At 67.4% G+C, this 18,869-nt stretch carries 18 protein-coding genes, 1 tRNA gene and 1 pseudogene; 8 read left to right on the forward strand and 12 right to left on the reverse strand.

From position 1 onward, the window contains the following. Nucleotides 1-238 precede the first annotated feature (238 nt). Both AC27L4_RS07605 and AC27L4_RS07610 read left to right on the forward strand, forming a co-directional pair. Nucleotides 239-1,327, forward strand: coding sequence for a helix-turn-helix transcriptional regulator (locus tag AC27L4_RS07605; protein WP_487141482.1), 1,089 nt, complete (start codon nucleotides 239-241; stop codon nucleotides 1,325-1,327). Nucleotides 1,328-1,513: 186 nt separating this feature from the next. Next, a complete protein-coding gene (locus tag AC27L4_RS07610) occupies nucleotides 1,514-2,116 on the forward strand; it encodes a hypothetical protein (RefSeq protein ID WP_487141483.1) in 603 nt (200 codons plus the stop codon). A gap of 859 nt (nucleotides 2,117-2,975) precedes the next feature. On the opposite strand, the pseudogene AC27L4_RS07615 reads toward AC27L4_RS07610, so the two are convergent. Together AC27L4_RS07615 and AC27L4_RS07620 are read right to left on the reverse strand one after the other, a co-directional pair. Then, a pseudogene (locus tag AC27L4_RS07615) lies at nucleotides 2,976-3,587 on the reverse strand (hypothetical protein); the annotation flags it as partial. A 95-nt stretch (nucleotides 3,588-3,682) separates the two neighbouring features. Continuing rightward, nucleotides 3,683-4,102 carry a hypothetical protein gene (locus AC27L4_RS07620; RefSeq protein WP_487141484.1) on the reverse strand — a complete coding sequence of 140 codons (420 nt, stop codon included), beginning with the start codon at nucleotides 4,100-4,102 and terminating at the stop codon, nucleotides 3,683-3,685. Nucleotides 4,103-4,598: 496 nt separating this feature from the next. On the opposite strand from AC27L4_RS07620, the gene AC27L4_RS07625 reads away from it, so the two are divergent. Beyond that, the gene (locus AC27L4_RS07625; RefSeq protein ID WP_487141485.1) at nucleotides 4,599-5,162 is read left to right on the forward strand and encodes a M15 family metallopeptidase; all 564 of its coding nucleotides are present in this window, start codon (nucleotides 4,599-4,601) and stop codon (nucleotides 5,160-5,162) included. Nucleotides 5,163-5,202: 40 nt separating this feature from the next. Here the strand turns inward: AC27L4_RS07625 and AC27L4_RS07630 are convergent, their stop codons facing one another. Then, a complete protein-coding gene (locus AC27L4_RS07630; RefSeq protein WP_487141486.1) occupies nucleotides 5,203-5,523 on the reverse strand; it encodes a hypothetical protein in 321 nt (106 codons plus the stop codon). Nucleotides 5,524-5,760: 237 nt separating this feature from the next. Between AC27L4_RS07630 and AC27L4_RS07635 the strand changes: the two genes are divergently transcribed. Continuing rightward, nucleotides 5,761-6,432: a hypothetical protein gene (locus AC27L4_RS07635; protein ID WP_487141487.1), complete on the forward strand. Its 672-nt coding sequence runs from the start codon at nucleotides 5,761-5,763 to the stop codon at nucleotides 6,430-6,432. 448 nt (nucleotides 6,433-6,880) lie between these two features. On the opposite strand, the gene AC27L4_RS07640 is transcribed toward AC27L4_RS07635, so the two are convergent. Next, nucleotides 6,881-8,521 (reverse strand): tyrosine-type recombinase/integrase, encoded by a 1,641-nt coding sequence (locus tag AC27L4_RS07640; RefSeq protein ID WP_487141488.1) that lies wholly within the window; start codon nucleotides 8,519-8,521, stop codon nucleotides 6,881-6,883. A gap of 110 nt (nucleotides 8,522-8,631) precedes the next feature. Then, nucleotides 8,632-8,716: transfer RNA gene (locus AC27L4_RS07645), tRNA-Leu, on the reverse strand. 114 nt (nucleotides 8,717-8,830) lie between these two features. Between AC27L4_RS07645 and AC27L4_RS07650 the strand changes: the two genes are divergently transcribed. Beyond that, the gene (locus tag AC27L4_RS07650) at nucleotides 8,831-9,397 is read left to right on the forward strand and encodes an NUDIX domain-containing protein (RefSeq protein ID WP_487141489.1); all 567 of its coding nucleotides are present in this window, start codon (nucleotides 8,831-8,833) and stop codon (nucleotides 9,395-9,397) included. A gap of 21 nt (nucleotides 9,398-9,418) precedes the next feature. On the opposite strand, the gene trpA is transcribed toward AC27L4_RS07650, so the two are convergent. Next, nucleotides 9,419-10,246, reverse strand: coding sequence for a tryptophan synthase subunit alpha (trpA, locus tag AC27L4_RS07655; protein ID WP_487141490.1), 828 nt, complete (start codon nucleotides 10,244-10,246; stop codon nucleotides 9,419-9,421). Between the two features lie 146 nt (nucleotides 10,247-10,392). Between trpA and AC27L4_RS07660 the strand changes: the two genes are divergently transcribed. Continuing rightward, complete coding sequence (locus AC27L4_RS07660) at nucleotides 10,393-10,689, forward strand: hypothetical protein (protein WP_487141491.1); 297 nt, start codon at nucleotides 10,393-10,395, stop codon at nucleotides 10,687-10,689. A 15-nt stretch (nucleotides 10,690-10,704) separates the two neighbouring features. On the opposite strand, the gene AC27L4_RS07665 is transcribed toward AC27L4_RS07660, so the two are convergent. The 6 genes from AC27L4_RS07665 to AC27L4_RS07690 all read right to left on the reverse strand — a co-directional run bounded on the left by AC27L4_RS07665 (nucleotide 10,705) and on the right by AC27L4_RS07690 (nucleotide 17,148). Continuing rightward, entirely contained in the window at nucleotides 10,705-11,160 is a 456-nt protein-coding gene (locus AC27L4_RS07665; RefSeq protein ID WP_487141492.1) for a hypothetical protein, read from the reverse strand. Then, on the reverse strand, nucleotides 11,160-12,377 hold the full coding sequence (gene trpB, locus AC27L4_RS07670) for a tryptophan synthase subunit beta (protein WP_487141493.1): 1,218 nt from the start codon (nucleotides 12,375-12,377) through the stop codon (nucleotides 11,160-11,162). The genes AC27L4_RS07665 and trpB overlap by 1 nt, the downstream gene beginning before the upstream one ends. Next, nucleotides 12,374-13,117 carry a phosphoribosylanthranilate isomerase gene (locus tag AC27L4_RS07675; protein ID WP_487141494.1) on the reverse strand — a complete coding sequence of 248 codons (744 nt, stop codon included), beginning with the start codon at nucleotides 13,115-13,117 and terminating at the stop codon, nucleotides 12,374-12,376. Before AC27L4_RS07675 ends, trpB begins: the two co-directional genes overlap by 4 nt. Nucleotides 13,118-13,269: 152 nt before the next feature. Then, nucleotides 13,270-14,196, reverse strand: coding sequence for an SMP-30/gluconolactonase/LRE family protein (locus AC27L4_RS07680; protein WP_487141495.1), 927 nt, complete (start codon nucleotides 14,194-14,196; stop codon nucleotides 13,270-13,272). A gap of 285 nt (nucleotides 14,197-14,481) precedes the next feature. After that, a complete protein-coding gene (locus tag AC27L4_RS07685) occupies nucleotides 14,482-15,591 on the reverse strand; it encodes a polyamine ABC transporter substrate-binding protein (RefSeq protein ID WP_487141496.1) in 1,110 nt (369 codons plus the stop codon). A 219-nt stretch (nucleotides 15,592-15,810) separates the two neighbouring features. Further along, complete coding sequence (locus AC27L4_RS07690; protein ID WP_487141497.1) at nucleotides 15,811-17,148, reverse strand: glutamine synthetase family protein; 1,338 nt, start codon at nucleotides 17,146-17,148, stop codon at nucleotides 15,811-15,813. 249 nt (nucleotides 17,149-17,397) lie between these two features. Here AC27L4_RS07690 and AC27L4_RS07695 point away from each other — a divergent pair, with 249 nt between their 5' ends. Continuing rightward, nucleotides 17,398-18,087: a GntR family transcriptional regulator gene (locus AC27L4_RS07695; protein ID WP_487141498.1), complete on the forward strand. Its 690-nt coding sequence runs from the start codon at nucleotides 17,398-17,400 to the stop codon at nucleotides 18,085-18,087. A gap of 149 nt (nucleotides 18,088-18,236) precedes the next feature. Further along, nucleotides 18,237-18,716 (forward strand): Lrp/AsnC family transcriptional regulator, encoded by a 480-nt coding sequence (locus AC27L4_RS07700; protein WP_487141499.1) that lies wholly within the window; start codon nucleotides 18,237-18,239, stop codon nucleotides 18,714-18,716. The last annotated feature ends 153 nt before the right edge of the window (nucleotides 18,717-18,869 follow it).

Raw genomic sequence — 18,869 nt, forward strand, 5'->3', positions numbered from 1 at the left:
CTGTCCGGCGGCGCCGTTGTGATCCGGCGTCGCGGATCGGCCCGGCCAGTCGCCGGAACCGTCGCGCAGGGCCCGTGCGGGGTGTTCTCGATCAATGGTCCGGTGTCGGTGACCCTTGCTCCCCCGTCCGCCACGCAGCGACACCACTTATAGGCGAGGCGCGGTTGCGGCACATCGCCCAAATGGAGGATATCTTGAGATATCCGGCGAACCGCCGGCGAGAGGGAGATGGCCCGGCATGTCCCACGACGAGATGATCGAGCGGATCTACGAGGCGGCCGCGGTGCCGGAGCTGTGGAGCGGCCGCGGCGTCCTCGACCGGCTGGCCGTCTTCGGCGACTGCACGGACGCCGTGCTGTTGGCCGTCGGCGACCGCGGGCTCAACGGCTGGGCCACGAACGCGGCCTGCGCCCCGAAGATGGAGGTCTATGTCCGCGAGAACTGGGTGGCGCTGAATCCCTATCTGGAAACGGCGGAACGGCGGGCCCGTTTCGACGAGCCGCGCTTCCTGCTCGACACCGAGGTGATGTCGGCCGAGGAGATGGGGCGCAACCGCTACTACCAGGACTTCATGCGGCCGCACGGCATCTACTGGCACGCCGGCACTTCGATCGGCGGGCCGAGCGGCGACATCATCAAGCTGTCGGTCCTCCGCAGCTACGAGGCCGGCCCGCTCGACCCCGCCGTGGCACATCGCCTGACGGCCCTGCGCCCGCATCTGGCCCGCGCCGCCCTGCTCACCGCCCGGCTGCGCTTCGAGCAGGTCCGCGCCGCCATCGACGCGTTCGACATCGTCGGCCTGCCGACCGCCGCCGTGCGCCGGGGCCGGCTGGTCATGGCCAACAAGGGCTTCGAGCCGCTGCTGCCGGCCGTCGCTCAGGACCGGCAGGCGCGCCTGACCTTCGTGCAGGAGGCCGCCGACGCCTGCTGGCGCGCCCTGGTCGAGGCCGCCGCCCCCGGCGGCACCTTCCCGATCGCGGCCGCGGCCGGCCAGCCGACCATGATCGTCCATGTCCTGCCGATCGTCGGCGCCGGACGCGACATCTTCAGCGTCGCCGACATGCTGCTGGTGATCGTCCCCGCCAGGGACCCGACGGCGCCGGACGCCCGCATCCTCTCCGGCCTGTTCGACCTCACAGCAGCCGAGGCCGCCGTCGCCCGCGACCTCGCCGCCGGGCGCACGCTCGGCGCCATCGCCACGGCGCGCGGCGTCTCGGCCGCCACGGTGCGCTCGCAGCTCAAGGCGATCTTCGCGAAGACCGGCACGCATCGCCAGATCGATCTCGTGCGGATCCTGACCGGCCCGCAGAGCCTGACGGCCGGATGAGCCGGCCTGCTCCCGAACCGCCATGGCAGCCGGACTGCGCCGCATTGAGACCGGCGCGCCGCAAGGCGTGAGCGCCGACGCCGCCTTCCCGTCCCGGTCCTCGCCCCCGAGCCTGCCCCGGCAATCGACGGGAGGCCGCCCTCCGTCCATCATCGCAGCGGCGCCCACGCCCTGCATCCCCGCGTCATGCGCGATTCACGCGGGTCCCGTGCCGGGACCGGACGCGGTCGCCGGCGGGGCCTCGCGGCGCCGCGGATCGATGCCGACATCGGGCTGCATGACTGCCGGACGCCGGGTGCCTCCGCGGCGACGGTTGCCCACCCGGGCGATGTGACGCAAGATAGGCGTGCACGGCGCGACGAGGTGCGGATGAAGGCGATTGGAATTGCGGCTCTGCTCGTGGCCGCCTCGGCAATGTCCGCCGCGGCCGGTCCCAAAACTTATGCCGTCGGCCAAGTCTGGGAATACAAGGAACGTGAGCAAGACAAAGGCTCATTGCTGAAGATCCAGCGCATCGATGCCGATATCCGTTCCGCCAGGATCGGATTCGTCTATCACATTTCCGTCATCGGCCTGAACTGGACTGACAAGCAGATGCAGCCGCATCTGGCCCATGCGCCCGTTTCGGGGACGGCGCTCGATGCCAGCGTCACCCGCCTGAGCGACAAGTCCGCGAAATTCCCCTCGGCAGCGCCCGGAATCAGGGAATGGAAGAAGGCCCGGGGCGGCGTCTGGACGGTGCCGGTGGCGCAGATCATCGACGCGGTGGATCGGGCGATCAAGCCGTGAGAGCGACGGGCGGCCGGAACGCCAGGGGCTGAGGCGGCGACGCCGGGAAAAGACCGCCGCGCGGCTTCCCCGAGCCGGGTCGTCTCGTCATCCTATGGGAACATCGGGACCGGCCCCGCCACCGGCCAACACGATGTCGCTCGCCAGTTCCTTGCCGCAGCGGAGCGGGGAGCCCGATATTCCGACGCCGGGAACCGCAGATGGGCCTGTTGGGCAGTGTGGTGATGGCGATCGTCGGCCTCGTCCTGGCGGGGATGGTGATACTGGCCGTGGGCTACCACCACCTGATGATAGAGGAACGACTCGTCTGGCTGCGGAAGGCAACTCCGCGCCGGATGGTCGCTGCCATGTGGACGCTCATTCCGATCAGCACGTTCACCGCGGCCGCGATGGCGACGGCGGGCTTGCCCCCAAAGGTCCGGAGAGACAAGGGTCAGCGGATTATGCCCGCGATTCGAAGGCCTTCCACCAGCTCCGGATGGATTCGCCACTGCCACTCCGGTCCCCCGTTCCCGGCCTCCGAAGCGAAGGCGTAAGTCCAAGTGGTTGTGCCATTCCGTTCCGTCGGAAGGGTCAGCCCTAGAGCACCAGCGGCCGCCTTGCCGAGTTTTCCGTAGTGGAGATTGGCGGAGGAAAAGGTGCTCCACCCGCCAGCGGCAGCCAATTCGGTCGCTGTCATCACGCCGGCGGCGGCATGGGCGACGAGCATGGCCCGCTGACGGTCCGTCAGCGGGTAAGTCGCGAGGAAATGCGCGTACTCGCCGGGCGCCGCCACGAATGGCTCGCGACGTCCGGCAATGTTGGCGAACACCTTGCCGCCATTGGACGGAACAATGTTCGGCGCGGACGAATCGACAGCGCGGACCGGGGGAAAGTCGCGATACCACTCGTCATGCCGCCCGCCTTGGTTGGGCATTCCGGGCTTGGTCAACGTGCCTGTCGGGGTGATGTGGCTGTCGATCCTGCGGACCGGGCGCTCGTGCCAGTTGATATTGAAGGCCGTAAGCTTCGGAAAAAACTGGAGGGAGGAATATGGCAGGTGATCGTGGATCCACCACGCGAGTGCCCGCCAGTCGGCGCCCGTCTCCCGGCGGTCTGCGAACCAGGGAACGACGATGCACGCGGTTGCCCCCATCAGCCCGTGGGCGTCGCGCCGGTCCCAGATATGATGGGCGTAGTTGGCCTCGTTGCGGGCGCAGTTCAGCCCGTTCTTGGCACCGAAGTCGTTGACCGCGGACGACCGGTACGCTGAGCGGATCGCCAAGTGGCCGAAAATTGCCCGGAGCGGCTCAAGAAGATCCTGGCAGAGACGCTGCCCGGCAGCAACCGCAAGCCCCGGATCGTCGGGAATATTGGGGATGCCGTAGAAGTTCGCGATCTCCGAATAGAGGAAGTCGCGCATGTAGAAATTCGGCGACAGTCGGACGCGGCCGAGATCTTCCAGGGCGGCCATCGACTTGGGTTGACGCATCGGGATCCTCGGCTTCGGCGGTGCGGCGCATCTCCCGGCACTCTATCAAGCCGTCGAGGGAGCGCCGGGGTCTCATGGGGACGACCCATTCGGTCTTATTCGCCTCTCCGTCCTACCTCTTCAAGCAGCACGTTGGCAAACGCGGCGCCGGCGCCCAGGACCACCCAGAGCGGAACGCCGATGGCGGTGCCCAGCGCGGCAATCCCCGCCCCCTGCCCGCCGAACAGGGCGAGGCCTACGGCTGCACCGCCCAGCCCGAGCCGCGCGGTCCGGCTACGGTTGTCCCAGCCGAGTTCCTTCACCTTCCGTGCAGCGATTTGGAGGGTCGGCCATATGATCTTGGCGGTGAGTGTAGCGCCGATTGCCGCCCGGCCCTTCGCAACGGGCGTCAGGTCGCTGTTTCGGATAGCGAGGAGTTGCTGAGCCCACAGTCCTATGGCGGTACGCTCGGCCGGCGTCGCCTGATCGGCGATGATGACCGCCAATGAGCGTTGGGTTGATCCTTCGTCGGCCATATGTCTCCCGGTGGTCGGCACGTGTCTGCCGCCGGGGTGATACCACGTTCTCCGAAAGGTCACGCGCTCTCTGCGCACCTCGGATTACGGTGGCTCGACCGAAATCGCCACGGGTGCGAACCCGTGGCGGATCAACGATCGCTCCAAGACAAAAAGGCTCGACGGGCACCAGCCGCATCGAGCCTTCTTGAAACTGGTGCCCAGAAGAGGATTGGCCAACTTTGGGCAGCTGGCATTGATATCATTGAGCTTTTTCGCTCACTCAATTCGCTTTGTGTAATACCCATGTGGTGCAGAGGCAAGCTGCCGTTCGGACAGTGGCGAGCCCTTCAGGTCATGCCTGCGGTGAAGCCGGGGGCCTACTGTCGGACGCAACCTTCTTAATGTCCGTCAGATCGTACCAAGCGGCCATCGGCATTTCGAACCCCGAGACCATGAGAGGGCTGTCCCAACGGATGAAGGCGGACCATCCGCACCATCTTGGTTCGGCGCCTACATGCGGGGTCTGATCCTTCAGGAGCACGGCAAGTCCGGCGGGATGTACCCCGAGGCCCTCATTGAGCGGGGCATCATGCGGGCCACAGGCGAGGACGATGGGCAAGGAGGCTGGCAGTTCGCCTCCGTCCAAGAGCACCAAGCCCTCTTCTTCCTGAATAGCCGGAGAGTGAAGGGCACGGAGAATGTCGAGGGTCTCAGCCCCACCTTCAGGGGCAGGCTCGCGGCCCTCTTCCAGGCGGCCCCTCCGGAGGTCGGCCAGTACCTTGGCATCTACTCCGCGAGGAGGTCCCGGGCACACCAGCAGGCACTCTGGGATGCCTCCGACAAGACGGGCCATATGGTCGCCCGCCCGGGGAATTCACGGCATGAGTTCGGGAACGCCGTGGACCTTGCCTACCGGGGCAAGAGCCTCAGGCACGCCCCTCCGGAGGTCCTCCGGTGGGTCCACCAGAACGCAAGGTACTTCGGGCTCACCTTCCCGATGAGCTGGGAGCCCTGGCACATAGAGCCCATTGAGGGACGGCAAGAGAAGCAAGGAGGAGGACCGGCGGTCGGGGTCTAATCTCCTCCTCTTGGTGGTGAGACATAGACGCTTCGGCGGTCTAGTTGGCCGCGAAGAGGCCCAGTGTGGCACCGGCCGTGTTGAACGCCGCTGCGGGAGCCATGATGGCCATCCATGCATATCCATAAGGGCTGCCGCGACTATTGCCCGTTGCCACCTTCGTGAACATCGCCGCAACCAGGGCAAGGCCGGCCCCGATGATGGGAGCCGCGAATATGCCCACGGCTATCAGCACCAACCACGACCATCCCGGGGCCTCTATAGGTGGCGTCCTCACCCACCCATAATACCCGAGGCCGGCAAACCAGCCAACAATAGTCAACTTGGATGACATCTCGTTGATGCGGTCAATCGAAATCATACCGACCCCTCCCTCAGGTTACTACTGATCAAACACAAAAGGCCAAACCGCAAGCTTCTACGTCATCAGCCGCAGGGCAATCGTGAAGCGGTTCGAGAAGAGCCCTACCGCGACCAGAAGGCCCACCCCGAGAGCCGCCAAGACTCCCAACGTCCGTCCCGCAGCACGCCACATGTGTTGCCTCCCCCTGTCCCGTTTCCTTTCGCCCCTGAGAGGCCAACAGAAGACCCCATTGCCATGCCCACAGACAACGCTCAGCGAGCCTCCGCCACCGCTCCTCCTCCTGGCCAGAACGAGGAGGATGCGGCCCTTGAAGATGCCCTGCTTCAGGCGGCCATCGAAGATGCCCAGGCCGCAGACGCTGAGGCACAGGCTCCCCAGGCTCCCCAGGGACAGCCCAGCCATCCGGCCGGCCAACGGACCCTCAGCGACCTCATCGTGGGCGACCAGACCCCGGCCCCAACGGGCGATGTCATGTCCCGCATCCGGGAAAGCAGCAAGGGGCTCATCGGCCATGCCGGGGACATCGTCGGGCCTGTGACCGCCGGGGCGCCGGAGAGAGCCCAGCAGTTGGCGCGAGGGGTCTTCAATGCCGGCTCTGCCTTCGGCGGCGGTGTCATGGAAGGCGGCTTCCAGATGAAGGACCTTGCCGCCTCCGGCATTGACTATGCCCTCGGGACCGACCTCAGCGGCGGCCCCAAGTCCTCCTTCCGGCTCGCCAGTGAGGAGGAGACCCGCCGTGCCGCTGCTGCTGCGGGCCTCGCGGGTAGCTTCTCTGAGGGCCTGGGGCAGTTCACCGCCGGCCTCATCGGCCTTGGCAAGTTGGCGTGGGTCCCCTGGTCTCAGGGAACGACAATGGGGCAGTCAATGCGCCTGCGGGGGCTTTCGCAGACGGCAACCTCGCCCTGAAGCCCGGGGACGGCGTGACCGCGGGGCCGGCCTCAACGGTCCCCCAGATGACACCTTTCGACCCGCAAGCGGTCAACAAGGGCGAGATACCGGCAGCCGGGGCCGACAATCAGAACCTCCGGGAGTTCCCCGGCAACAACAACAAGGCGGCCAACAAGAACCCGCTGCCTGTGGGGTCTGATGCGCCGCAGAGTGTTCCTCCGGCAGGACAGGAGGCCTCCCCGCCCCAGCCTCCCATCCCGGCCAACGTCAACACCGCGAAGCAGTTCCTTGACGCTGCGGAAGGCAAGCCCAATATGAGCCGGCCAACCGCTGAGGGAGGGAGCGATGCTCCGACTGTTGCGGGCGATACTGGCGGTCCTGGCGGCGGGGCTGGTCGTCTTCCCGGGCAGCCTGTGGGCACAAGCGAGCGCCCATCCCAGGGTATGGACGGGCATTTTGATAGTGATCAGCAACACCCTGATGTGGGTGGTGTGGAACGCGCTCCGGCCACCCCGGCGGCCCCGCCTCTAGCCGTCCCCATCATCTCCGATGAGGGGCTCGCCAGCCTCATCAAGTCCACCCGGGACGACGCCAAGGCCCTCGCGGACCACAACGGCAACTGGGATGCAGCCCTCGCGGCCGGCCACAGGTTCGGCGCCGGGGAGGGCATCCCCTGGCAAAAGCTCTCCTCGCCCAACGAGGTGTCGGCCCTCCTTGCCCGCACCGCGGACCACCTGAAGCCCAGCCTCATGGACCCCGCCAACCCGAGGTCCACCAAGTGGCGGTGCAGGACCACGTCGCGGGCCTCCTTGTCCTTCACGGTGTAGGCCTCGGGGGTAATGGTGATGACCCACTCCTCCCCTTCCCGCTTCACGTCCTCCTTGCGGAGCTGCGCCAGCTCGCCTACCCGAGCCCCGGTATAGGCGCAGAGCCAGGGAACCCTGCGTTTGGCGGCAGCCATCTTCGGGGTCTCGCGGCCGACCGGCTTATGGGCGAGGGCGTGCCGCAGGATTGCCGTGGCCTCCGCCGAGGTGAACTCCTTGCCCCGGGTCCGGGTGAGCTTCGAGCGGGTGACCTTGACGCCATCGGTCGGGTTCTTCCCTATCTTCCGGTTCGCGACAGCCCACACGAAGACAGACCGCAGGCCGGCAATGTCGCTGTCCCCCACCGTCTTCGGGCTGGCGCCGCCGGCAAGGCGATGGTTCTTGAAGGCAATCACATCGTCCACCGTCACGGCAGCCGCGTCGTCGTGCTTCAGGAAGGCCACGAGGCGGCCCATTGTGTTCCGGTAGCTCTCATAGGTGCTGACTGTCCGGCCGGCCGCCTTGGCTTCCGTCCACCAATCCTCGACCAGGCCCTTCAGGGAGACCGTAGGCGGCCTCTCCGTGAGGCCGGCGCTAGCGGGGCCACTCGTGTGGCTGGGGCCGCTAGGAGCCCGCCAAGCCGGAAAGCGGGCGGCCTTGGGGTCTGGCGCATAGTCGCCCTCGGCGTTGCGCTGGCGGCTCTCGAAGGCATCCCGCAGCGCCAGCCAGAACGCTTCGAGGAGCAAGGCCCGGCTCTCCGCATCCACCGCCCAGATGCCTTTGGCGAGAAGCAGACGGTTCACGAGAGGCCCGAGGTGCGGCTCTAGGAACTGAGGGTCGCTCTGCGCCTCCTCGCCCAGTTCGTTCCAGCGCTCGTTGACCGAAGCCCAGACAGCCCGCTGCTCCGCATCGCTCTCGACGCCACCGGCCAACAGCGTCCATGTGCCGTCCCATCCGATCTCCCCCGAGACGGACCGCGTCGGGGCCTCGCTGTCCGCCCAGGAGCGATAGAGGTCGCCGGCAAGGGCCGTCGCCTGCTGATGGGTGAGGGAGGCAATCGTCTGCCGGCGCAAAGCAGACCATACGGTTTCCAGATAGGCGGCAATGGCGGCCTGCCTGATCTTCGCTTCGCCGGGGTCGCGGGTCTGCAACGAGAGGACCACCGTGTCGGCCGTAGCCGAGAGGCGCTTGTGGACCACTTGCGGCCCCACCGGCAGAGCCAGGGCGAGGCCCCGCGCCTTCGCGAGAACATCCTGCGGGATGCGTTGCCGGAACTGAATGAAGGAGGAGCCTTCACGCTTCATAGGTCGGGCCATTCGAATCGGCATGTGCAGCACCCGTGCGTAACAGGTGAGCGAGCCGGAAGCCCTTCAATATCAAGAACCTATGCGGAATCAACGCGTTAATGCGTTGATGGTGCCCAGAAGAGGACTCGAACCTCCACTCCTTGCGGAACACGGACCTGAACCGTGCGCGTCTACCAATTCCGCCATCTGGGCGCGGGGATGCTTCTAGGGAGGCCCGGAGGGATTGTCAACGCACTCCGACACTTTCCTGCACTTGCTTTTGCACGCCGGGTCCTGTCACCTGCCCGGGCAGCAAGGGAGCATGCCGTGTCGGCCGCCATTCTCGCAGAAAACACCGTCCATTCCGGCTGGAATCGCCTGTCCATCGTCAAGGCGCGGACCACGCGCGGCTCGGTGATAGACCGCAGCGTCGAGGACCATGGCGACGCCGTCGCGGTGCTGCCGTTCGATTCGGTCCGGCGGGTGGCGCTGCTGGTGCGGCAGATGCGGGTGCCGCTGCTCAAGGGACACGGCGAGCAGGCTTCGCTCGAGGCGCCGGCCGGCATCCTCGACAGCGAGGCCCCGGACGAGTGCGCCCGGCGCGAGGCGATGGAAGAAGCGGGCCTGGCGCTGAAGACCCTGATTCCGCTCGGCGCGGCATTCCCGATGCCCGGCGTCTCCACCGAGAAGATGCATCTCTTCCTCGCCGAATATGCGGCGGCCGATCGCGTGGCCGAGGGCGGGGGCCTGGCCGAGGAGGTTGAGGAGATCGAGGTGCTGGAGCTGCCGCTCGCCGAGCTCGCCGCACGGGCGGACCACGGCGAGCTGGCCGACCTCAAGACCCTGTTGCTGCTCCAGACCCTGCGCCTGCGGCGTCCGGAGCTGTTCGCCTGAGGCCAATCACCGGCTCGGCGTTCAGTCCCGCGCCGTATGGGCGCCTTCGGCCACTGCCGTCACGAGGGAGAGCACGGCCGGCACCGTCCGGTCGGTGGCGCGGTCCCCGGCGTCGAGCGAGGCCCTGACCGCCTCCACCAGCGCCGAGCCGATCACCACGCCGTCGGCGCCCCGGCCGATCGCCCGGGCATGGTCGGCCGTGCGAACGCCGAAGCCGACGCAGACCGGCAGGTCGGTGTGGCGCTTGATTCGCGCCACGGCCGTGGCGACCTCGGTGAAGTCCGGCGTGCGTGCGCCGGTGATGCCGGTGATCGAGACGTAGTAGACGAAGCCGGAGGTGTTCTGCAGCACCTTGGGCAGGCGCCGGTCGTCGGTGGTCGGCGTCGCCAGGCGGATGAAGTTGAGGCCGGCCTGCAGCGCCGGCAGGCAGAGCTCGTGGTCCTCCTCCGGCGGCAGGTCGACCACGATCAGGCCATCGACCCCGGCAGCCTTGGCGTCGGCGAGGAAACGCTCGACGCCGTAGATATAGATCGGGTTGAAATAGCCCATCAGCACGATCGGCGTGGCATCGTCGCCCCGGCGGAAGCGCCGCACGATGTCGAGCGTGCCGTTGAGCGTCATGCCGGCCTTGAGCGCCCGGAGCCCCGCGGCCTGGATCGCCGGGCCGTCGGCCATCGGATCGGTGAAGGGCATGCCGATCTCGATCACGTCGGCGCCGGCCTTCGGCAGTCCGGCGATGATCTCGAACGAGGTCTGAGGGTCGGGATCGCCGGCCGTGACGAAGGTCACGAGCGCGGCGCGGTTCTGCTGGGCGAGAGCGGCGAAGCGGGCGGCGAGGCGGGTTGTCATGAGATGCTGCTAGCACGCCGGGATCCGTGGCGAAAGGGCATCATCGCCGTTCGGCCGCGACGGTGCAATCCCGGCGGGCAAACCTCCCCTTGCCCCACCACCGGCATCGTGGTGAGGTGGCGACGGACTATGGTTGGATGACGCAGATGGGTAGGATGCTGCATGTGGTTGCAGCCCTCGGCGTGGCGGCCTCCGCGCTCGCCGCAGGCCACGGGGCGGCTTCGGCCGAAAGCAACAATGAGGGCGCGGTGCTGACCCATGTCTGCCAGGTCGACATCACCTACAAGACCAAGGCCGGCGACCTCGTCACCGCGACAACCTGCATCGATGGGCGCTTCAGCTGCAACGACATGCCTGGGGGTGTGTGCGCGCCGGGCAAGTCCAGGAACATCGTCAGCAAGACCTGCAGCTGGGTCGGGCTGAGCATGTGCCATTCGCAGTAGCGAACGGCGGCCGGTTCAGCAAAAGTCCGGGCGGTAGATGTCGGCGCGGTAGGCCTCGGCGTCGTGGCCCGCCATCATGGTGCGGACATAGGCGCGGCGCTCATGGTCGATCAGGGCCAGCTCCCAGACGCAGGCCATCAGTGGCCGGTCGAGGGACACGAAGGCGACAGGCCCCGCCAGGTCGCTGCGCCACAGCCGCTGGGCGCAGATGCTGCCCTGGGTCCACCAATGCAGCAGGAGCCAGACGCCCTGCGCGCCCCGGTGCAGGATGACGAAGCCGACCCCCTCGTGCTCGGTGGCGGCCACCGCGGCGGCCGCGCCTTCGATCGTCTGCCGCGCCGCGACGACGAGCGCCTCGTCGAGCGGGCGGGATGCGTCGGCGAGGATGCCGTAGGTCTTCAGCGACATGCCGCCGCAGGACCAGGGCTCGGGCCGGATCACAGCCCGCGGCAACCAGCGCCCTGCGGTCATCAGAGCCGCCCAGCCAGCATGTCGGCGACCTGCGCCACGTCCTTGTCGCCCCGGCCCGAGAGGCTGACCACCATCAGGTGGTCCTTGGGTCGCTGCGGCGCCAGCTCGACCACCCGCGCCAGGGCATGCGCCGGTTCCAGCGCCGGAATGATGCCTTCCAGGCGTGACAGCAGCTGGAAGGACTCCAGCGCCTCCTCGTCCGTGGCCGAGAGATATTTGACCCGGCCGACATCGTGCAGCCAGGAATGCTCGGGGCCGATGCCGGGGTAGTCGAGGCCGGCCGAGATCGAATGCGCCTCCTGGATCTGGCCGTCGTCGTCCATCAGGAGATAGGTACGGTTGCCGTGCAGCACGCCGGGGCGGCCGCCGGCGATCGAGGCGGCGTGCAGCTTGTCGAGGCCATGGCCGGCCGCTTCCACCCCGAAGATCTCGACGGAGGGATCGTCGAGGAAAGGATGGAACAGGCCCATGGCGTTGGAGCCACCGCCGATGCAGGCGATCAGGCTGTCGGGCAGGCGGCCCTCGGCCTCCTGCATCTGCGCCCGCGTCTCGCGGCCGATGATCGACTGGAAATCACGCACCATGGCCGGATAGGGGTGCGGGCCCGCCACCGTGCCGATGCAGTAGAAGGTGTCGTGCACATTGGTGACCCAGTCGCGCAACGCCTCGTTCATGGCGTCCTTCAGCGTCTTGGACCCCGACTGCACCGGCACCACCTCGGCCCCGAGCAGCTTCATGCGCGTGACGTTCGGAGCCTGCCGCGCCACGTCGACCGCGCCCATGTAGACCGCGCATTTCAGGCCGAAGCGGGCGCACAGCGTCGCCGTGGCCACGCCGTGCTGGCCGGCGCCCGTCTCGGCGATGACGCGCGGCTTGCCCATGCGCAGCGCCAGCATGATCTGGCCCAGCACATTGTTCACCTTGTGCGAGCCGGTATGGTTCAGCTCCTCGCGCTTGAGGTAGATCTTGGCCCCGCCGAGGTGCTCGGTCAGGCGCTGGGCGTAGTAGAGCGGGCTCGGCCGGCCGACATAATGGGCGAGATGACCGTCCATCTCGCGCTGGAACGCCGGATCCGCCTTGGCCTGGGCGTAGGCTTCCTCCAGCGACAGGATCAGCGGCATCAGCGTCTCGGCGACGAAGCGGCCGCCGAACTGGCCGAAATGCCCGCGGTCGTCCGGCCCGTTGCGGAAGGAATTGTGCTGCGGCACAGCGGTCATCGGCGTGGCTCTCCGGGCAAGGCCCCATCCGGCACGGCGGGCTTGGCGCCGCCGGGCAGGGCATCAGACAATGATGGGTCGGGCGTGGCCGCGAATGCCGCGCGGGCGGCGGCCACGAAGGCGAAAATCCTGTCGGGGTTCTTTACGCCGGGCCGATCTTCGACGCCAGACGAGACGTCGACACCGTCGGGGCGGACGATGCGGATGGCCTCGGCGACGTTGGCGGGGTCGAGCCCGCCCGAGAGCATCAGCGGCGAGGGACGGGGCGCGCCGTCGGAGCGCGCCAGCAGCGTCCAGTCGAAGGCCCGGCCATTGCCGCCCGGCAGCATGGCGTCCTTCGGCGGCTTCGCGTCGGCGAGGATGATGTCGGCGAGGCCGGCATAGGCCGGCAGTGCGGCGAGATCCGCCGCCGTCGACAGGCCGACCGCCTTCATCGCCGGCAGGCCGGTACGCGCCTTGATCGCGGCGACCCGCTCCGGCGTCTCGCGGCCGTGGAGCTGCATGAGGTCGGGCCCGAGGACCCGCATGATCGCATCGACGAGGTCGTCGGCGGCGTCGACCGTCAGCGCCACGCACCGGGCCCGCCCCTGCACCCGGCCAGCGAGCTCGGCGGCGCGCTCGAGCGTCACGTGCCGCGGCGACTTCTCGAAGAAGACGAAGCCGACCATATCGGCGCCGGCATCGAGCGCGGCGTCGAGCGTTTCGGGCGTGGAGAGACCACAGATCTTGACCAGGGACATGACAGCTTCGGAACGGTTCTCGCTCCTGCTTAGCGCAACCCCGGCCTCTGCGCCAACCATGGTCCATCGGCCGGGCCCGCGCGGGGCCCGGCCGCTTCGTCGGGAGAGGGCCGGCGGGCCGGGCGCGACGCCCGCCCCGCCGGCACGGAGCATCAGGGCTTGGGGCGCAGCGCGCCCTGGGTGTTGAGGTAGACCGAATAGAGCGAGGTCGTGGCGCAGATGAACAGCCGGTTGCGCTTCGGGCCGCCGAAGGCGACGTTGGCGACCACTTCCGGCAGGTTGATCTTGCCGAGCAGCGTCCCGTCCGGCGCGTAGCAGTAGACGCCGTCGCCGGCCGAGGTCCAGACATTGCCGTGGATGTCGACGCGGAAGCCGTCGAACAGGCCGACCGGGCAGGTGGCGAACACCTTGCCGGGACCGGCAAGCGACATGCCGTCGTCCTTCACGTCGAACACGCGGATGTGACGCGGCCCGTTGACGACATGGGTCGCGCCGGTGTCGGCGATATAGAGCTTCTTCTCGTCCGGCGAGAAGGCGATGCCGTTCGGCTTGACGAAATCGCCGGCGACGACGGTGAGCTTCTTGTTGCGCATGTCGAAGCGGTAGACGTTGGAGGCGCCGATCTCGGACGGCGCCGCATCGCCCTCATATTCGGAATCGATGCCGTAGGTCGGATCGGTGAACCAGAGCGACCCGTCGGACTTCACCACGATGTCGTTCGGCGAGTTCAGGCGCTTGCCTTCGAACTTGGTGACCACCGCCGTGCGCGACCCGTCATGCTCGATGCGCGAGACGCAGCGCCCCCGATGCTCGCAGCACAGGAGCCGGCCCTCCCGGTCGACCGTGTGGCCGTTCTGGTTGTTGCTGCCCTCCAGGAAGACCGAGACGCTGCCGTCGGTCTCGTCGTAGCGCATCAGCCGGTTGTTGGGGATGTCCGACCAGATCAGGTACTTGCCGGCCGGAATATAGGCCGGTCCCTCCGCCCAGCGCGTGCCGGTGTAGAGGCGCTCGAGGTGCACATTGCCGAACACGAGCTTCTCGAAGCGCGGATCGATGACCTCGAAATCCTTGGTGAGCATATGCCGAATCCCTTTTGACAAAATGGCGAGGTGGCGGCGCCATCAAGCATGGATCGGCCGGGTGCGTCGAGAGGGGAAGTGGACCGGCGAAGTTCCCGCGGGAACTTCGCGCGCAGATCTCGCGCACTCCTTGCAGGAATTCCAGGCTGATCTTGTGAGCCGGCTCACAGCCCTTGGCCGAAACCGAATCATACCACAATCACGATTCATTCCCTTGCCGGACGACGCCGCCGGCAAGGGAGGCCGAAGCCGGGCCCGCCGCGATCGCCGCGGGCCCGTGGCCGGTCACTGCCCGGTCTTGAACTTGGTCCAGACACGGGTCACGACGCGCTGCACCTTGGCGGGATAGGCGGTGACGGTGAAGAGCCGGCCCATCATCTCCGCATCGGGATAGATTTCGGGGTTCTTCTTCACGGCGTCGTCGATCTTGTCCTGCGAGGCAAGGTTGCCGTTGGCATAGGAGACGAAGTTGGAGTTCTTCGCCGCCACGTCAGGCCGCATCATGAAGTCGATGAAGGCATAAGCTTCGTCGACATGCTCGGCATCCTTCGGAATGGCGAAGTTGTCGAACCACATCAGCGCGCCTTCCTTCGGAATGACGTAGTTGATGTCGACCAGCGGCTTGTCGGGCGACTTCTGGTGCGCCTCGATCGCGCGGTTCTTGGCCTGGATGACGTCACCCGACCAGCCGACGACCAGGCAGATGTCGCCATTGGCCAGGGCGTTGATATATTCGGAGGAATTGAACTTCTTGATGTACTTGCGCACGCTCTCGAGCAGCGCGCCGGCCTTCTCGATGTCCTTGGGATCCTTGGAATCCGGGTCGAGGCCGAGATATTTCAGCGCGCCCGGGATCAGCTCTTCCGGCGCGTCCAGCACGTAGATGCCGCAATCCTCGAACTTCGCGATCAGCTCGGGCTTGAAGATCACGTCCCAGCTGTTCATCGGCACGTCGCCCATGCGCTCCTTGGCCTTGGCGACGTTGTAGCCGATGCCGGTGGTGCCCCACATGTAGTTGACGGCGTGCTCGTTGCCCGGATCGTAGACGGCGAGCTTGGTGAACACCTTGTCCCAGGCATATTGCAGGTTGGGGATCTTGGCCTTGTCGAGCTTCTGGTAGACGCCTGCCTTGATCTGGCGCTGCAGGAAGGAGCCGGTCGGCACCACGACGTCGTAGCCCGTCTTGCCGGCCAGCAGCTTGGTCTCCAGCACTTCGTTGGAGTCCATGGTGTCGTAGACGACCTTGATGCCGGTCTCCTTGGTGAAATCCTCCAGCACCGACGGATCGATATAGTCCGACCAGTTATAGACGTTGACCACCTTGGTCTGCGCCAAGGCAGGTGTGGCCAGCAGCGCGGCCACGACCGCCGCGCCCAACAGGCAGGCATTACGCATGGGAGTTCTCCTCTGGATGCCGCGCAGCGCCTTCCCGGGACGCTGCGCGCTGAATCAGCGGGAGCATCGCCCGTTGCGGCCGGTTCCCAGGGCCATCGGACGATGCCTGATGCAGTAAGGGCAGGCTAGTGCGTGCCGGAGCGATGCTCAACCCTGCACCACATCGGCACCTCCGGCTGAGGCATCATGGCGCAAGCCATGCGCCGGCCGAACGGGTCGTTACAGGTAGGTCTCGTATTCGAGCCGCGAGATCAGCCGCTCGAACTCGGCGCATTCCATCTCCTTCATGATGGCGTAGACGCGCACATAGGTCTCGCCGAAGGTGCGGGCGCAGAAGTCGCTCGCCCGGAAATTGGCGATGGCCTCGCGCATCGAGCCCGACAGCCGCTCTGCCCCGAGGTCATAGGCGTTGCCGGTGATCGGCTCCGGCGCGGGCGTCCGGCGCTCCATGCCCTCGTCCATGCCGGCCAGGATCGCCGCCAGCACGAGGTAGGGATTGGCGTCGGCGCCGGCGATGCGGTGCTCGATCCGCGTCGCCGCCGGCTTGCCGTTGGGGATGCGCAGCGCCACGGAGCGGTTGTCGTAACCCCAGGTCAGCGAAACCGGCGCATAGGATCCCGGCATCAGGCGGCGGAAGCCGTTGTAGCTCGACACGAACATCAGCGCCGCGCCGGGCATGGTCTCCAGGAGCCCGCCGACGGCGTGGCGCAGCCGCGCCGCGCCGTCCGGCCCGTCGGCGAAGACGTTGCTGCCGGCCTTGTCGACCAGGCTGCAATGCACGTGCATGCCCGAGCCGGCGGTGTCCATGTAGGGCTTGGCCATGAAGGTGGCGCGGCAGCCGTGCTTCCTGGCCACGCCCTGGATCATGCGCCGGAGCAGCACCGCGTCGTCGGCCGCCGCCATGGGATCGGCGCGATGGTAGAGGTTGATCTCGAACTGGCCCGGCGCCGCCTCCGAGATGATGCTGTCGGCCGGCAGCCCCTGGATCGCCGCCGCCTCGCGCATCTCCTGCAGCATGCCGGCATGGTCGTCGAGGTCGGAGATCGAGTACATGTTCTGCCGGGCCGGGCCGGAAGGCCGGTCGAACACGGTCCGAGGCGTGCCGTCGGCGCCGCTTTCGGCCTTGAGCAGGTAGAATTCGAGCTCGAACGCCACCACCGGCGTCAACCCCTTGGCGGCCAGCCGGTCGATCGCGGCCTGCAGCGCATGGCGCGGGTCGAGCTCCCAGGGGGTGCCGTCCGGCCGGTACATCGAAAGCAGCGTCTGCACCGCCCGGCGCGGCGACCAGGGAACGGGCTTGAGCGTGCCGGGCACCGGCCGGCACAGGCCGTCCCTGTCGCCGGTCTCGATATGGATGCCGGTCTCCTCGACCTCGCGCCCCCAGACGTCGAGGCCGAACATCGACATCGGCATGGCGACGCCGTCCTTGAGCACCTTGTCGAGCGCCGAGCCGGGCAGCCACTTGCCGCGGAGGATACCGCTGGTGTCCGGCAGGAGCACTTCGACGAGGTCGATCTCGTCGGCCGCGGGCGCATGACCCGTATCTCCGCCGGCCAAGCTTGCGCCGGACGCCTGAAAACCCATGATGCACCGGAGTTTGAGGATCGCCGGGGGCTTGACGACCTCTTCATCGGATATAATTGTGATCACAAATTGGGATGGTGTCAAATGGATCGACGATCGGCAGCCGGGCAGCGGCCCGGTGCGCGCGGATCCGGGCCCCGTCGTCCTCCCATCCGCCACCCGCGCGGACGCCCCGCGTCTGCCGTCCTGACAGCAGGATTGGATCGAGCCATGGATTCCGAGATGCCCCCTATCGCCACCGGCCTTCCCTGCCCGGACAGGGATCCCCACCCCCCACCCCGTGCGCCGATACATGGCCAGGTCTATGAGACCATCCGGGCCGGCCTCGTCGGCGGCGTCTTCGTGCCCGGCCGTTCGGTGACGCTGCGGGGCCTGGCGGACATGCTCGGCGTCAGCCCGATGCCGGTCCGCGCCGCCGTGACCCGGCTGGTGGCCGAAGGCGCGCTGGCGATGACGCCGACCCGGCGTGTCAGCGTACCGGCCATGACGTCGGGCCGGTTCGACGAACTGGTGCGGGCCCGCATCCTGCTGGAGGGCGAGGCGGCCGAGCGTGCCCTGCCGGCCATCGATGCGGCGCGGCTGGCCGAGATCGAGCGGCACGACCAGCGCCTGGAGGCCTGCCTGGCCGCCGACGATGCCGCCGGCTACATGGAGGCAAACCACGCCTTCCACTTCGCCATCTACCGCGCCGCGCCCTCCAGCGTGCTGGTGCCGCTGATCGAGACGCTCTGGCTGCAGTTCGGCCCCTTCATGCGGCTGGTCTACGAGCATGTCGACATGGCCACGATCGTCGACCAGCACGAACGCGCCATCGCCGCCATCGCCCGCGGCGACGCGGCGGATCTGCGCGCGGCGATCGAAGCGGATATCGGCGACGGCATGTCGATCATCGGCCGGACTGCGCTGACCTGAGACCCCGCCCTCTTCCCGACCGCAACCGGGCGTCGCCGATCTCCGTCTCGTACAAATAATATACTATTTCTATAGAATAAATGTTGACGAAAGAGAAGGGCTTTTCCTATGTGGACGGGATTGTCCGACATCCATCCTCCGGCAGCCGCATGACCGTCCAGTTCCCACTCCCGCGCATCGACGCCATGGACCGCAAGATCCTGCGGCTCCTGCAGGAGGATGCGACATTGTCGCTCGCCGAGATCGCCCGCGAAGTCGCCCTGTCGCAGACCCCCTGCTGGAAGCGCATCCAGCGCCTGGAAGCCAGCGGCGTGATCGAGCGGCGGGTGGCGATCCTCTCGCCCGAGGCGATCGGTCTCGGCCTCACCGTCTTCGTCTCGATCGAAAGCGGCGACCATTCGCAGGAATGGCTCTCCCGCTTCTCCCAGGCCATCGCCGGCATGCCGGAGGTGATGGAATTCTACCGCATGGCCGGCGATGTCGACTACATGCTGCGCGTGGTGGTGCCCGAGATCGCCGCCTATGACGACTTCTACAAGCGCCTGATCGCAGCCGTGCCGCTCAAGAACGTCACCTCCCGCTTCGCCATGGAGCGCATCAAGGCGACCACCGCCTACCGCACGCTCTGAGCGCGCCGCGGCCGTCATCAGGGCGCAATCGGCCGCGGGCATGGTCCCCTGCGAATCGCCGGGAACAATGGTGCAGCAAGATCGTTCTCCACCGCAGCCAGGGGAGAAGGCCCGCTTCTCCCGGCCTGACGAGGAAAAGAATTCTCCTCGTCT

The sequence above is a fragment of the Labrys sp. Lb11 genome (genome assembly GCF_057554225.1).

Coding starts and splice junctions, on each gene's coding strand:
- AC27L4_RS07605 (WP_487141482.1), top strand. CDS start 239: ATGTCCCACGACGAGATGATCGAGCGGATCTACGAGGCGGCCGCGGTG.
- AC27L4_RS07610 (WP_487141483.1), top strand. CDS start 1,514: ATGCGCGATTCACGCGGGTCCCGTGCCGGGACCGGACGCGGTCGCCGG.
- AC27L4_RS07620 (WP_487141484.1), bottom strand. CDS start 4,102: ATGGCCGACGAAGGATCAACCCAACGCTCATTGGCGGTCATCATCGCC.
- AC27L4_RS07625 (WP_487141485.1), top strand. CDS start 4,599: ATGCGGGGTCTGATCCTTCAGGAGCACGGCAAGTCCGGCGGGATGTAC.
- AC27L4_RS07630 (WP_487141486.1), bottom strand. CDS start 5,523: ATGATTTCGATTGACCGCATCAACGAGATGTCATCCAAGTTGACTATT.
- AC27L4_RS07635 (WP_487141487.1), top strand. CDS start 5,761: ATGCCCACAGACAACGCTCAGCGAGCCTCCGCCACCGCTCCTCCTCCT.
- AC27L4_RS07640 (WP_487141488.1), bottom strand. CDS start 8,521: ATGAAGCGTGAAGGCTCCTCCTTCATTCAGTTCCGGCAACGCATCCCG.
- trpA (WP_487141490.1), bottom strand. CDS start 10,246: ATGACAACCCGCCTCGCCGCCCGCTTCGCCGCTCTCGCCCAGCAGAAC.
- AC27L4_RS07660 (WP_487141491.1), top strand. CDS start 10,393: ATGGGTAGGATGCTGCATGTGGTTGCAGCCCTCGGCGTGGCGGCCTCC.
- AC27L4_RS07665 (WP_487141492.1), bottom strand. CDS start 11,160: ATGACCGCAGGGCGCTGGTTGCCGCGGGCTGTGATCCGGCCCGAGCCC.
- trpB (WP_487141493.1), bottom strand. CDS start 12,377: ATGACCGCTGTGCCGCAGCACAATTCCTTCCGCAACGGGCCGGACGAC.
- AC27L4_RS07675 (WP_487141494.1), bottom strand. CDS start 13,117: ATGTCCCTGGTCAAGATCTGTGGTCTCTCCACGCCCGAAACGCTCGAC.
- AC27L4_RS07680 (WP_487141495.1), bottom strand. CDS start 14,196: ATGCTCACCAAGGATTTCGAGGTCATCGATCCGCGCTTCGAGAAGCTC.
- AC27L4_RS07685 (WP_487141496.1), bottom strand. CDS start 15,591: ATGCGTAATGCCTGCCTGTTGGGCGCGGCGGTCGTGGCCGCGCTGCTG.
- AC27L4_RS07695 (WP_487141498.1), top strand. CDS start 17,398: ATGCCCCCTATCGCCACCGGCCTTCCCTGCCCGGACAGGGATCCCCAC.
- AC27L4_RS07700 (WP_487141499.1), top strand. CDS start 18,237: ATGACCGTCCAGTTCCCACTCCCGCGCATCGACGCCATGGACCGCAAG.